Here is a 13,515-nt window from a genome sequence, read left to right on the forward strand (position 1 = left end):
CCTGCTCTGCTCATTCCTGCCGGCTCGCTGCGCTTAGGCCTTTGCCTTGTCCATCAGCGCCGTGAAGCGATCGAACAGGTAACCGATGTCGTGCGGACCCGGCGACGCTTCCGGGTGGCCCTGGAAGCAGAACGCGGGCTTGTCGGTCAGCTCGAACCCTTGCAGCGTGCCGTCGAACAGCGACACGTGCGTTACACGCGCGTTCGCGGGCAGCGTGTCGGCGTCCACCGCGAAACCGTGGTTCTGCGACGTGATGACCACGCGGCCGTTGCCGAGATCCTTCACCGGATGGTTCGCGCCATGGTGGCCCGTCTTCATCTTCATGGTTTTGGCGCCCACGGCGAGGCCCATGATCTGGTGGCCGAGGCAGATGCCGAAGGTCGGGATGCCGCGCTCGATAAAGGCTTGCGTGGCCTTGATCGCGTAGTCGCACGGCTCCGGGTCGCCGGGGCCGTTCGAGAGGAACACGCCGTCCGGGTTGAGCGCGAGCGCGTCTTCAGCCGTGGACTGCGCCGGCAGCACCGTCACGTCGCAGCCGCGCTCGGCCAGCATGCGCAGGATGTTCTGCTTCACGCCGTAGTCGAACGCGACGACCTTGTACTTCGGCGCCGACTGCGTGCGGTAGCCTTCGCCCAGACGCCATTCCGTGGTGTTCCACTGGTACGGCTTGTCGGTCGAAACGACCTTGGCGAGGTCCATGCCCGCGAGGCCCGGGAACGAGCGCGCAAGTTCGATGGCACGGGCTTCGTCGTCGGAACCGGCGAGGATCGCGCCGTTCTGCGCGCCCTTGTCGCGCAGGATACGCGTGAGCTTGCGCGTGTCGATGCCGGCGATGGCGACCACGCCTTCGTCCTTCAGATAGTCGCCGAGCGTACGCTCCATGCGGAAGTTCGAGGCGAGCGTGGGCAGGTCGCGAATGATCAGACCGGCGGCATGGACTTTCGTGGCTTCGACGTCTTCGGCATTGACGCCGACGTTGCCGATATGCGGATACGTGAGGGTGACGATCTGGCGAGCGTAGCTCGGGTCGGTCAGGATTTCCTGATAACCGGTGATGGCCGTGTTGAACACGACTTCACCGATCGTATGACCCGGCGCGCCGATCGAGTAACCACGAAAGACCGTGCCGTCGGCGAGCGCGAGCAGAGCGGGAGAGAATGACGGCAACACGGGAGACTCCTTGGGGGGAGCACCCTGTGCCGACCTGTTATCCGACGTTGCGATCTTGCGACCTGGGAGCGGCTGCGGCGTCGGCATTCCAGCCTGATGGGGCGGGAACGCGCGCGCGGCTCGCTCGTTTCGCTGCTTCTCCGTGCGTTTTTTGGCTGTCCCTGGCGCCGGGCCTGAACGTGCGTTTGTGACGCTCGATCGGGCGGCAGCCGGCCAGTCGACGGTGAAGCGCGGGCGGCGGATGAACGGATGGGAGGAGGTAGGCGCTAGGGTGCGGGTTGATAAGCTCAAACCTAGAAATTATAGCGCGAAAGTCACCTTTCCTTCAAATTTCAGGATGACGCCGGCGACGGCGAGCGCCCTCGCACCCCGGTGCACGGCACTTTCCACTATAGCGGGCGGCCGCACGGCGGCAAGCGCTGCCTCGCGCAGCGCAACCGCATTCCTGCCCTTTTTCGATGCGACCCACCAATGAAAACGCCGCCACCTGGCGGGGTGACGGCGTCAAGCGCAACAAAATGAACAAAACGGAAAAGTGATCGGAGCGAAATACCATGCGCTGCCCCCGCAACGCACGTTTGAGCACCCTTCGCCAGCCGCTATTTTGTCTTGTGCTTCTGCGTTTGGGTTTCGGCCTTCGCGCGGCTTGCCGCACCCTTGGACGCCTTGCTGGGCGCAGCGCTGACCGTTTTGGCCTTAACCGGTTCGGAAACCTTGACGACCTCGGTGTGCGCGCGACCGTGCTTCTTATCGTATCGCGACTTTGGCCCCGTGTCTGCAACGCGGGTGCCAATTCGCTGCACACCGCCGCCCGAAACGTTCGTTGCCAGACGCTCAGGCCCCGGTTCGCTCGGCATGGCCTTGTTGACCGGCACGTGCAGCACAAGCACCTGACCCGGCGCGACGAGATCGCGGCGCGTCTTGTTCCAGGCCTTCAACTGCCCAACCGACACGCCATAGCGGCTTGCCACCGTTTCCATCGACTGCTTGCGGCGCACGCGGATCAGCATCTTGCGCGTGTCGGGCACGTCCGGCTCCATGGCCAGCACGGCGCTTTCGGCCACGTCGGCGCTGATGTCCTCGTCGTCGGCGTCGTCGGTGCGCGGCACCACGAGTGTCGAGCCCGCCTTCAGGCGCATGCCTGCCGGAATCTTGTTCACCGACATCAGCGTGTCGGCGTCCACGCCGATCTTCTGCGCGATCGCGGCCGGCGTGGTGCGCGCGTCGGTCGTGTAGACCGTCCACGAGGAAAGCTGGCCCGAGTACGACTTGAGGTTGCGCTCAAAGGCGCTCGCGTTGTCGAACGGCAGGAGAATCTGCGGGTCGGTCGCACCCAGGATGACCGGCTTCTTGAACGACGGGTTGAGCGAGCGGAACTCGTCGGTCGACATGTTCGCGAGCTTGGCGGCGACGTCCACGTCGATGTCGTGCGAGGTCGTGACCGTGACGAAATACGGGTGGTTCGGAATGGACGGCAGCGTGAGCCCGTACTGCTGCGGGTTCATCACGATGTTCTTGACCGCTTGCAGCTTCGGCACGTAATTACGTGTTTCGCTCGGCATACGCAGGCTTTGATAGTCCGTCGGCAGGCCTGCCGCCTCGTTGCGCGCAATGGCGCGCTGCACGTTGCCCTCACCCCAGTTGTAGGCGGCGAGCGCGAGATACCAGTCGCCGAACATGTCGTGCAAGCGCGAGAGATAGTCGAGCGCGGCGCTGGTCGAGGCCAGCACGTCGCGGCGCTCGTCCTGCCACATGTTCTGCTTGAGGTTGTAGGTGCGGCCGGTGCCCGGCACGAACTGCCACATGCCGGCCGCCTTCGCGACCGAGAGCGCCTGCGGGTTGTACGCCGATTCGATGAAGGGCAGCAGCGCGAGCTCGGTGGGCATGTGCCGCGCCTCGAGTTCCTCGACGATGTGGTAGAGGTACTTTTGCGAACGCTCGGTCATGCGCGCGACGTAGTCGGGCCGCTGCGCATACCAGTTGGCGTTCATGTCGACCAGATCGCTCTGGAGGTCGGGCATCTGGAAGCCGCGACGGATGCGCCCCCAAAGGTCGGCATCGGCGCTCGTCAACTGATTGACGGAACCTTGATCGACGTTAATCGTTTCTTTCGCTGCGGAGGTCCTGCGAATGAGGTCGGCGTTGGTTTGGGCGTTGGCTGGGGCTAGTGAACTCGCAGACTGTCCCCCGCCCGCACAGGCGGCGAGCATGAGGACCAGCAGCGCACTGAGTATGAATCGCATGAAAATCTACATCCGCATGGCTGGAATTTGCAGCCGATAGTACGGAACGAGTCCGTTTCCGTCAATCGGAATTGTTTGAAAAAAATCCATGAAATCCACAGCTTGGGTGTGATTCCGGACGATTGGGTTGAGCATGCCCCCTGACCCGGGTGGGTCAGCGGAACCGATTCTTCCATTCGCGCATCATCGTGAAAGCCCCGAGCCGATCCGGCACCGGTTCGTGCAGCGCCTCGGTGAGCGCGGCCTGGACAGCCGCATCACCCGCGCGCAGGAACGGATTGACGGCGCGCTCGTGCGCAATCGTCGTGGGCAGGGTCGGCACGCCGCGCTCGCGCAATGACGCCGCCTCGCGACTCCAGTCGCGCAGTGCGGCGTTTTTGGGATCGCAGGCAAGCGCGAAGCGGATGTTCGACAACGTGTATTCGTGCGCGCAATGCACGTGGGTCTCGCCCGGCAACGCCGCGAGCGCATCGAGCGACGCGAGCATCTGCGTGGGCGTACCCTCGAAGAGGCGGCCGCAGCCGCAGGCGAACAGCGTGTCGCCGCAAAAGAGATGCGGCGTGCCGGTGGTGTCGGCGGCCTGGAAGTACGCGATGTGGCCGCGCGTGTGGCCCGGCACGTCGATCACCGTGAAGTCGAGCGCGGGGGCATCCAGGTGCACCGTGTCGCCGCCCTTCACGCGCGTGACGAACGGATCGAGCGGGCCGAGCGCCTCGCCGGCGGGACCGTAGACGGGCACGCGCGCGTGCGCGAGCAGGTCCGCCACACCGCCGACATGGTCGTTGTGGTGATGGGTGAGTAAAATAGCGACGAGCCGCCAGCCGCGTTGCGCGAGGTACGCGCGAACCGGCGCGGCGTCGCCCGGATCGACGGCGACGGCATTGAGGCCGTCCGACACGACCCAGATGTAATTGTCTTCAAAGGCCGGAACCGGTACGTACTCGTATACAGCGCAAGCAGCGCTCGTCTCGCACGAACGCGCGTACTCAAGCGGACTCTTCATGGGGCGACGTATTTTTCGACATGTCTGACCGATTGATTATAGACTGGCCCGCCTGGACCGCATCGCCTGCCGGCAGGTATGTGCTCGGTTGGGAACAGAAGCAGCTCGACCGCGTGGTGTCGAACGTATTCGGCTACCATGCGTTGCAGCTCGGCCTGCCCCAACTCGACGCCCTGCGCGAGAACCGCATGTCGTGCCGCGGCCTCGTGCTCGACGCCGCCAGCGCCGCGAGCGCGCCATATACCGTGCCGGGCGCAGTGCCAATGGGCGTGCCGGGCGCGCCGGAAGGCGTCGGCTTGCCTGCCGCCGTCGGGCCGCAGGCGCCCCACGCCCCCCTGGGCCGCAGCACCGTGTGGTGCGACTATCTCGATCTGCCGTTCGAGGCGCAGAGCGTCGACCTCATCGTGATGCCGCATACGCTCGAATTCACGAGCGACCCGCACCGCCTGCTGCGCGAGGCCGAACGCGTGCTGATGCCTGAAGGGCAACTGCTGATCGTCGGCTTCAACTCGCTTTCGCTGTGGGGCGCTCGCCAGTCGGTGGGCAAGCTGACCGGCCATCCGTTCCTGCCCGCGCGGCAGGACCTGATCGCCTTCACGCGCCTGAAAGACTGGATCAAGCTGCTCGGCTTCGAGCTTGAACGCGGGCGCTTCGGCTGCTATCGTCCGCCGCTCGCGACCGAGCAGTGGCTTGGCCGCTACGGTTTCATGGAAGCCGCGGGCGACCGCTGGTGGCCGATTTTCGGCGCTATCTATATGGTCACGGCGATCAAGCGCGTGCGCGGCATGCGCCTCGTCGGACCGCTGAAGGTCAAAAAGCCGGTGCTGGCGGCGAGCTTGAAGGCGGCCGCCACCACCCCTTCCCCAACACGCAACAAGGACACATGAGCACACCCGACTTCGTCGAAATCTTCACGGACGGCGCCTGCAAGGGCAACCCCGGCCCCGGCGGCTGGGGCGCGCTGCTGCGCTTTGGCGGGCAGGAAAAGGAACTGTTCGGCGGCGAGCAAGGCACGACCAACAACCGCATGGAACTGATGGGCGTGATCGCGGCGCTCGAAGCGCTCAAGCGCCCGTGCAAGGTGATCGTGCACACCGACTCGCAGTACGTGCAAAAAGGCATCAGCGAGTGGATTCACGGCTGGAAGAAGAAGAACTGGATGACGGCCGCCAAAACGCCGGTCAAGAACGACGACCTGTGGAAGCGCCTCGATGCGCTCGTCGCCCAGCACGAGATCGAGTGGCGCTGGGTGAAGGGCCACGCCGGCCACCCGGAGAACGAGCGCGCCGACGCGCTCGCGAACCGCGGCGTCGCCACGCTCGCCGAACGCTGAGCCGCCCCGTAGCACCTCGCGTCACCCTATTGAGCCTTACACGACATGCGCCAGATCATTCTCGATACCGAAACCACCGGCCTGAACGCCCGCACGGGCGACCGCATCATCGAAATCGGCTGCGTCGAGCTGGTGAACCGCCGGCTCACCGGCAACAACCTGCACTTCTACATGAACCCGGAACGCGACAGCGATCCGGGGGCGCTCGCGGTGCACGGCCTGACCACGGAGTTCCTCTCCGACAAGCCGAAGTTCGCCGAAGTCGCGGACCAGATCCTCGACTTCGTGACGGGCGCGGACATCATCATCCATAACGCGCCCTTCGACATCGGCTTTCTCGATGCCGAACTCGCGCTGCTCGGCAAGCCGTCGTTCAAGGAACATTGCGGCGAGGTGATCGACACGCTCGTGCAGGCCAAGCAGATCTTCCCCGGCAAGCGCAACTCCCTCGACGCGCTGTGCGACCGCTTCGGCATCAGCAACGCGCACCGCACGCTGCATGGCGCATTGCTCGACTCGGAACTGCTCGCCGAGGTCTATCTCGCGATGACGCGCGGCCAGGAGAGCCTCGTCATCGACATGCTGGGCGAGCACGCCGCGCCGGGCGAAGCCGCCGCGCCGCGCGTGCGGCTCGAGTCGATCGAGTTGCCGGTAATCGCGGCCAGCGACGATGAGTTGAGCGCACACAATGCGCTGCTCGACGACCTCGACAAGGCGGTCAAGGGCACGTCGGTCTGGCGCACCCAACCCGCCCCTGCCGAAGAAAAAACGGCCGATGCGCAAAATGCTTAAAAAAGGCTTTACAAGATCGAAAATGCCCGGCATAATTTGAATCTCTTCGGGTGGTTAGCTCAGCGGTAGAGCACTGCCTTCACACGGCAGGGGTCACTGGTTCGATCCCAGTACTACCCACCAGAATTCCTGGTGTTGGTAACGACAAACACCGAAGAATAAAAAGCCTCGTTGCGCAAGCAACGAGGCTTTTTGCTTTGTGGCTCTGCCTCGCAGCGCGCAACAAGCCGCACCTCTCTCTCCTGCCTCCTTCCCACTGAGGAAATCCCTGGCCTACCCGCCCGGGGTGGTTGCCCCGCGTGGCCAGGCTCCTAAGGTAACGCCAGACACAGGCAATACCGAAAGCGCGATGGAAAACCCCGCGCACGGACAAGGAGACATCATGAAAACACCGGGCGTCGCCGCTCCCCCCATCCATCTCGAAATCACCGACTTCCCGTCCTGATTCCACTGAGTCGGCCGGCGCGCGCAAACGCCCTGCGCAGACCCGGCCATATCCCGCGTTGCACGCATCAGTCCGGCGCCAGCCGACACCACGAGATCGCCCATGTCCACTTCCTCTTCCTGGCAGCCGAAGTCCGCCTGGACCGTCACGGCCCTGCTCACGATACTCGCCACGATCAACTTTCTCGACAAGATCGTCCTCGGCATGGTCGCCGTGCCGCTCATGGCCGACATGCATCTCTCGCCGGCCCAGTTCGGCTTCGTCGCGGGCAGCTTTTTCTGGCTTTTCTCGACCTCGACGGTGCTCGTCGGCTTTCTTTCGAACCGTGTGCAAACGCGCTGGATCCTGCTCGCCATGGCCGTCAGCTGGTCGGTCTTGCAGATTCCGCAGGCGTTCACCACGAGCACGCTCGCGCTGCTGCTTTGCCGCGTGATACTCGGCGCGGCCGAAGGCCCGTCGTTCCCGACCTCGGTCCACGCCCTCTTCAAGTGGTTTCCCGATCACAAGCGCAGCGTGCCCGTCGCCGTCATCAACCAGGGCGCCGTGGTCGGCATGGTGCTGGCCGGGCTCCTGATTCCCGCGATCACCCAGCGCTGGGGCTGGCGCATCAACTTCTTCGTGCTCGCCGCGGTAGGCGTGGTCTGGTGCGCGCTGTGGCTCCTCTTCGGCCGTGAAGGCACGCTCGACACCGTGCGACGCACGAGTGCCGACTCCACCGCGCCGGTAACGGCCGGGGGGCCACGCCTGCCCTACCGCAAGATCCTCACCGACGCGTCCATTCTCTCGGTGTTCCTGCTCGGCTTCGTCGCCTACTGGCTGCTCGGTCAGACCATCACGTGGCTGCCCACCTACCTCGAAAAGGGACTCGGCTTCGACGGCATCACGGCGGGACGCCTCTTCGCGCTCGTCATCGCGTTCGCCGCGCCCGTCAACATCGGCTTGAGCGCGCTCTCGCAGCGCATGCTCCGGCTCGGCGCGACCACGCGCGAGGCCCGTGCGCGCCTCACGAGCATCGTCATGATCGCGGGCGCCCTGCTCTTCTTCGCGCTGGCGGCGATCGATCTCACGCCCATGCAGAAGGTGTTCTGCTACGCGATTGCGGCCGCGCTGTCCACGTTCTGCCTGACACTTGGCCCCGCCATGATCGCCGAGATGGTGCCGCTCGCCCAGCGCGGCTCGGTCATCGCGATCAATACGGCGGTTGCGAGTCTCGGCGCGGCCGTCGGCCCCGCCGTAGTCGGACGGCTCATTCAGGCGAATTCCGCCACGGGCGCGCACGCCTACGAGATCGGCATCGGCGTCACGGCGGTGCTGTTGCTCCTCGCGGCGCTGGCCGCGTTGCGCTGGCTGCATCCCGAACGCTCGCTGCGCACGCTTGGCGAAGCTGCGGCGCCGGTTACCGCCTGAACGAACGTGGCGCGCGCCGCGCGCGATTCATCGAAGAACCGAAAAAAAGAGCCGCCGCCCACGGCGGCCAAACCCATACCTATACGTCGATCATGGAGAGTCACATGCAAGCAACCGTCTGCGCGCCCGTCGAGGCACAGGCCAATCCTCAGCAGTCCGAAAGCTGGCCCTTTACCGTCACCCGCCACACGCCGACCATCGGCGCGGAGATCGGCGACATCGACCTGCGCGATCCGCTCGACGATGCGACCTACCTGGCGTTGCGCCGCGCGCTGCTCAAGTACAAGGTCCTGTTCTTCCGCGACCAGGACATCACGCCCGCGCAGCACGTGGCCATCGCCCGCCGCTTCGGCGAGCTGGAAGTCCATCCGACGTTTCCGCATCACCCGGACCATCCCGAACTGGTCGTTCTCGGCCGCAACGATGCGAAGCGCGGCCGCGAGAACCTCTACCACTCCGATGTATCGTGGCGCGAGATCCCCTCGATGGGCTCGATGCTGCGCTGCGTGACATGCCCCGAGGTCGGCGGCGACACGTTGTGGATCAACATGGTCGCGGCCTACGAAGGCCTGCCCGACGACGTCAAGACGCGCATCGCCGATCTCACGGCCACGCACGATTTTCTGCCGCTCTTCGGGATCGCCGTACCGCAAGATCAGCATGCCGAAATGAAAAAGCACTTCCCGCCCGTCACGCATCCGGTCGTGCGCACGCACCCGGAAACCGGCGAGAAAATCCTTTACGTCAACGAGGCCTTCACGACGCACCTGGCCAACTATGGCCACAAGACCGCCGAGCAGTATCGCGTGGGCTTCGATTTCAAGCTCGCCGAAATGGAACTGCTCCAGCGCCTGTTTCGCCAGGCGCAGGTGCCCGAGTACCAGGTGCGCCTGAAATGGCGGCCGAACACGATCGCGTTCTGGGACAACCGGTCGTGCCAGCACTATGCGATCCAGGACTACTACCCGGCCGTGCGGCACATGATGCGCGCCACCGTGATCGGCGATCGACCGGTTTGAGCCGGTCCCCGACCGACACTGGAGACACTGGAGACGCATCATGAAAACGTTGAACCGCTTCTATATCGACGGGCAATGGGTCGAGCCCGCGCGACCGGGCGCCGATGACGCCAATAACGACACCGACGCCAATAGCGCCCCGTTCGACATCGTCGATCCCGCAAGCGAAGAACGCATCGGCACCCTCGCGATGGGCTGCGCCGAGGACACCGATCGCGCCGTCGCTGCCGCGCGCGCCGCTTTTCCCGCATGGTCCGAAACGAGCCGCGAAACGCGTATCGCCCTGCTCGAGCGCATCGCCACGATCTATCAGCGACGCCTGCCCGACATCGCCGACGCGGTACGCCAGGAAATCGGCGCGCCGATCTCGCTGTGCAACGCGCTCCAGGCGCCGATCGGCCTCGCCCAGTTGCGCGCGGCCATCGACACGCTGCGCGATTTCCCGTTCGAAACGACGCATGGCAAGAGCTACGTGCGCCGCGAGGCGATCGGCGTCGCCGCGCTCATCACGCCCTGGAACTGGCCGCTGAACCAGATCGCGGCCAAGGTCGCGCCCGCGCTCGCGGCGGGCTGCACCGTGGTGCTCAAGCCTTCGGAGATCGCCCCGCTCGACGCCATGATCTTCGCCGACATCCTGCACGAGGCCGGCACGCCGGCGGGCGTGTTCAACATGGTGTTCGGTGCAGGCCCCACCGTAGGCGCACGGCTCGCCTCGCATCCCGACGTCGACATGGTTTCCATCACCGGCTCGACGCGCGCGGGTGTGGAAGTCGCGATCAGCGCCGCGCCTACCGTCAAGCGCGTCGCCCAGGAACTGGGCGGCAAATCCGCCCTGCTCATTCTCGACGACGCCGATCTCCAGAGCGCCGTGACGAACGGCGTCGCGCAGTGCATGGCGAACGCCGGGCAAACCTGCATCGCGCCCACGCGCATGCTCGTGCCGCGCGCGCGTCACGACGAAGCCGTCGCCATCGCGGCGGCCGCCGCGAACACCGTGACGGTCGGCGACCCGACGGATCCGGCCACGCGCATGGGTCCCCTCGCCAACCGCGCGCAGTACGAGAAAGTTCAGCACATGATCGAAACCGGCATTGCCGAAGGCGCGCGCCTCGCGGCAGGCGGCCCGGGTCGCCCGCCGGGCCTCGCGCGCGGCTTCTATGCGCGGCCCACGATCTTCGCCGGCGTTCACAACGGCATGACGATCGCGCGTGAAGAGATCTTCGGCCCCGTGCTCGCGATCATCCCCTACGACGACGAAGAGGACGCCATCCGCATTGCGAACGACAGCGTCTACGGACTCGCGGGCTATATCGCCACGAACGATGCGCAGCGCGCGCGAAGAGTGGCGGCGCGCCTGCGTGTGGGCTCGGTGCGCATCAACGGCGCGATGCTCGACGTGAACGTTCCCTTTGGCGGCTACAAGACGTCCGGCAACGGCCGCGAGTACGGCGCCGAGGGCCTCGCCGAATTTCTCGAATGCAAGTCGGTGACGATGTAGGCGAAACAAAAGGAAACGGGACCGTTGCCGGTCCCGCTCGCCCGTCCCGTCGGCGGGTTAGAACGTCGAGAGTGTCAACGTGTTCTTCACCGAATTCACCCCCGTCACACCCTGGGCGACGCGCGTCGCCTGATCGATCTGCGCCTGTTCCGGCACCCATCCCTCCAGCGTCACCGCGCCATGGGTCGCGCGCACGCTAATGCCGCTCGCGCGCAGCCCCTTCGCTTTCGCGAGGGCGTTCAGCACGCGTCGGCGCAGGGCGCGATCGGCGGCCTTCGACGGAGTTGGCGCGGCGTCGGCCGACGCCGCCTCGCCAAGGGGCGCGGAAGCCGGCGCCTCACCGCCCTGCGCATGAGCCTGCAATGAGGCGGCAAAAAGCATGGCCATGGCAAACATGCGGCCGTCGCGGGTAAAATTCATTCTGGTCCCTCCTCGTTGATTGCTGTCGACTGCGAATAGCGGCTGGCCCGCGGCATGAGCGGGTCAGAAGCGGTGCGTCATGCCGAGCACGGCGAGCACCTGCTTCGTGCCGCCTTCCGTCACCGAGACACCCGGCCAGCTCATCGTGGCGCTGCCGTTGTTCTTCAGGTAGCCCGCGCGCATGTAGAACGCCGTGCGTTTCGAGATGTTGTGGTCATAGCCGACCTGCACGCCCGGAGTGTTGTCGTGCGCGCCGCGCACATTGCGCTCGACGGCTGCGACCTCAATCGTATCGGCCGGTGTGGCCTGAATCGTCGCGCCGAACTCCATCAGGCTCGACGACTTGCCCGCACCGAGCAGGGCCGCGAGCGAGTGCGGCGCAGCGTCGTGCGGACGGTTATATGCGTAGTTGAATTGCAGATTGACGATGCCGATGCGGTAGCCGAGCGCGCTCGTAAAGTGCTCGGTCCCAAGCAGGTTGAGCGCGGCGGGCAACCCCGCGATCGTCGCCGTACCGGGATGCTGGTACTGGTAGGCGATGCCCGCGTACAGCCCGTACGCCGAATACGAGAGCCCCAGGTCGAGCGTGTTGCCCGAGGTCTCCGGCACCGGCTGCGTGGTGGTAGCCGAAAAGCCGTACAGCGCATAAAGCTGGAAACCCGCGAGATTCGGTGACTTGTAGAGGATCGAGTTGCTCGTGCGGCCCGTTGCGTACTGGGCGGCGAGTGTGTTGCGATCGACTGCCAGCACCCCCGCCGAAAGCGGCGAAAGAATTTCGTTGCCGCGGAAAGGATCGGACGGGTAGACGACCCAGAACGTCGGCTGATACTGGCGCCCAAATGTAAGCGAGCCGTACTTGTCGTGTGTGAGGCCCACCCATGCTTGCCGGTAGAAGAGCGCGGTGGTATCCGCGAACAGCCCTCCGTTATTGATGTTGTACCCGGCTTCGACGTTGAACACCGCTTTCAGGCTGTTGCCGAGATCCTCACTCCCTTTCAGGCCGAACATCGATCCGGCGTTCCCGCCACTTCGTTCGGAATACGAATGTTTACCTCCGTTATCCAGATACTGGAGGAATACATCGGCCACACCGTACAACGTCACGCTCGACTGCGCCGCGGCGCTGCCGGCCATCACGGCCAGCGTGGCACCGCAAATCCCTTTGCTGATAAAACGCATGCACGTCTCCTCTTTTTTGATTGCCGCGTGCGAGAGGCGCGGCGAATGTGCAACCGGTTTGCGCCGTCTGGCGCCGGCAGGCACATGCGGCGCAGTGTTGCAGGGACGAATTGGCGAGCAACTACCCAAACGGAGTGGGGACGGGAATACCCCGACCGGCACGCGTTCTTCCGCGAGACCCGGCAATGCCTGCGCGCGGCGGCCACCCGCGCGGGGTGGGGACACTTGCCCGAACCCCGTGCACCATCGCGATATCGCGCCTTTCGTCGCTGTGGCATATTCAGGAGTGGCATCTCATGTCTCACAATTACACCGCGGAGGTGCCGCGGAAATTGGCGCACACGCGCCAGATCGTTTGCACCGGCTACGTGCGCGAGGACGGCCTCTACGACATCGAAGCCCGCATGACGGACACGAAGGGCCACGACTCGGCCCTGTTGTTCAAGGACGTGCCGAGTGGCGGCGCGATCCACGACATGCGGCTCACGCTCACGGTCGATGAGACTCTCGTGATCCGCGCGGCGCACGCGCGCACGGACAGCGCGCCCACGCCCTGGTGCGCGCAGATCAACGAGGCCTACGCGAAGCTGGTTGGCATCACGATTGGCAATGGTTTCATGAAGGAAGTGAAGACGCGGTTGGGCGGCACGCGGGGTTGCACGCACCTCACGGAACTGCTCGGCCCGATGGCCACCACGGCGTTCCAGACGCTCATTGGGCTGCGGCAGGACGCGCATGAGCGCCTGGCCGAAGCCGTGCGCGGCGAGCGCTCGCCGCTGCTTCCCATGCTCGACACGTGCCACGCCTGGCGCGCGCAAGGCGAAGTGGTTCATGTCCTGCGCGAACGCTCCGGCGCCGCGCCCGCCCGAGCGCAAGCGGCCGCCGATGCCTAGCCGCCTTCGCCGTTGGGCGCCGGACCTCGTTGCACCGCCGCATTGCAGTGCGGCAAGCTCCGCCGCTCCCCCCGCGCGTTCGCGCAACCGCGCGCGCTACAATAGCCCGATCC

At 65.4% G+C, this 13,515-nt stretch carries 12 protein-coding genes and 1 tRNA gene; 8 read left to right on the forward strand and 5 right to left on the reverse strand.

The genetic code is table 11. The features are described 5' to 3' along the window. Positions 1–33: 33 nt before the first annotated feature. The 3 genes from carA to gloB form a co-directional block, all read right to left on the reverse strand. Entirely contained in the window at positions 34–1,170 is a 1,137-nt protein-coding gene (gene carA, locus C7402_RS14265; RefSeq protein WP_112171224.1) for a glutamine-hydrolyzing carbamoyl-phosphate synthase small subunit, read from the reverse strand. Between the two features lie 599 nt (positions 1,171–1,769). After that, positions 1,770–3,413 (reverse strand): transglycosylase SLT domain-containing protein, encoded by a 1,644-nt coding sequence (locus C7402_RS14270; RefSeq protein WP_116611100.1) that lies wholly within the window; start codon positions 3,411–3,413, stop codon positions 1,770–1,772. Positions 3,414–3,567: 154 nt separating this feature from the next. Beyond that, positions 3,568–4,416 (reverse strand): hydroxyacylglutathione hydrolase, encoded by an 849-nt coding sequence (gloB, locus tag C7402_RS14275; RefSeq protein WP_112171226.1) that lies wholly within the window; start codon positions 4,414–4,416, stop codon positions 3,568–3,570. 20 nt (positions 4,417–4,436) lie between these two features. On the opposite strand from gloB, the gene C7402_RS14280 reads away from it, so the two are divergent. The 7 genes from C7402_RS14280 (at position 4,437) to C7402_RS14310 (ending at position 10,910) form a co-directional block, all read left to right on the forward strand. Further along, entirely contained in the window at positions 4,437–5,303 is an 867-nt protein-coding gene (locus tag C7402_RS14280) for a class I SAM-dependent methyltransferase (RefSeq protein ID WP_112171227.1), read from the forward strand. Next, a complete protein-coding gene (gene rnhA / locus C7402_RS14285) occupies positions 5,300–5,749 on the forward strand; it encodes a ribonuclease HI (protein WP_116611101.1) in 450 nt (149 codons plus the stop codon). The genes C7402_RS14280 and rnhA overlap by 4 nt, the downstream gene beginning before the upstream one ends. A gap of 45 nt (positions 5,750–5,794) precedes the next feature. Further along, on the forward strand, positions 5,795–6,541 hold the full coding sequence (gene dnaQ, locus C7402_RS14290) for a DNA polymerase III subunit epsilon (protein ID WP_116611102.1): 747 nt from the start codon (positions 5,795–5,797) through the stop codon (positions 6,539–6,541). A 48-nt stretch (positions 6,542–6,589) separates the two neighbouring features. Further along, positions 6,590–6,664: transfer RNA gene (locus C7402_RS14295), tRNA-Val, on the forward strand. A 424-nt stretch (positions 6,665–7,088) separates the two neighbouring features. Then, a complete protein-coding gene (locus tag C7402_RS14300) occupies positions 7,089–8,393 on the forward strand; it encodes an MFS transporter (protein WP_116611103.1) in 1,305 nt (434 codons plus the stop codon). 104 nt (positions 8,394–8,497) lie between these two features. Further along, entirely contained in the window at positions 8,498–9,412 is a 915-nt protein-coding gene (locus tag C7402_RS14305) for a TauD/TfdA dioxygenase family protein (protein ID WP_208948939.1), read from the forward strand. Positions 9,413–9,452: 40 nt separating this feature from the next. Continuing rightward, positions 9,453–10,910, forward strand: coding sequence for an aldehyde dehydrogenase family protein (locus tag C7402_RS14310; protein WP_116611105.1), 1,458 nt, complete (start codon positions 9,453–9,455; stop codon positions 10,908–10,910). 57 nt (positions 10,911–10,967) lie between these two features. On the opposite strand, the gene C7402_RS14315 is transcribed toward C7402_RS14310, so the two are convergent. Both C7402_RS14315 and C7402_RS14320 read right to left on the reverse strand, forming a co-directional pair. Then, complete coding sequence (locus C7402_RS14315) at positions 10,968–11,330, reverse strand: BON domain-containing protein (RefSeq protein WP_116611106.1); 363 nt, start codon at positions 11,328–11,330, stop codon at positions 10,968–10,970. A 63-nt stretch (positions 11,331–11,393) separates the two neighbouring features. Continuing rightward, positions 11,394–12,509, reverse strand: a complete 1,116-nt coding sequence (locus C7402_RS14320; RefSeq protein ID WP_116611107.1) for a porin — start codon at positions 12,507–12,509, stop codon at positions 11,394–11,396. 296 nt (positions 12,510–12,805) lie between these two features. Between C7402_RS14320 and C7402_RS14325 the strand changes: the two genes are divergently transcribed. Beyond that, positions 12,806–13,402 carry a DUF2889 domain-containing protein gene (locus C7402_RS14325; protein ID WP_116611108.1) on the forward strand — a complete coding sequence of 199 codons (597 nt, stop codon included), beginning with the start codon at positions 12,806–12,808 and terminating at the stop codon, positions 13,400–13,402. Positions 13,403–13,515 lie beyond the last annotated feature (113 nt).

Source organism: Paraburkholderia unamae, from assembly GCF_003096875.1.
In the GTDB taxonomy this organism is placed as follows: domain Bacteria; phylum Pseudomonadota; class Gammaproteobacteria; order Burkholderiales; family Burkholderiaceae; genus Paraburkholderia; species Paraburkholderia unamae.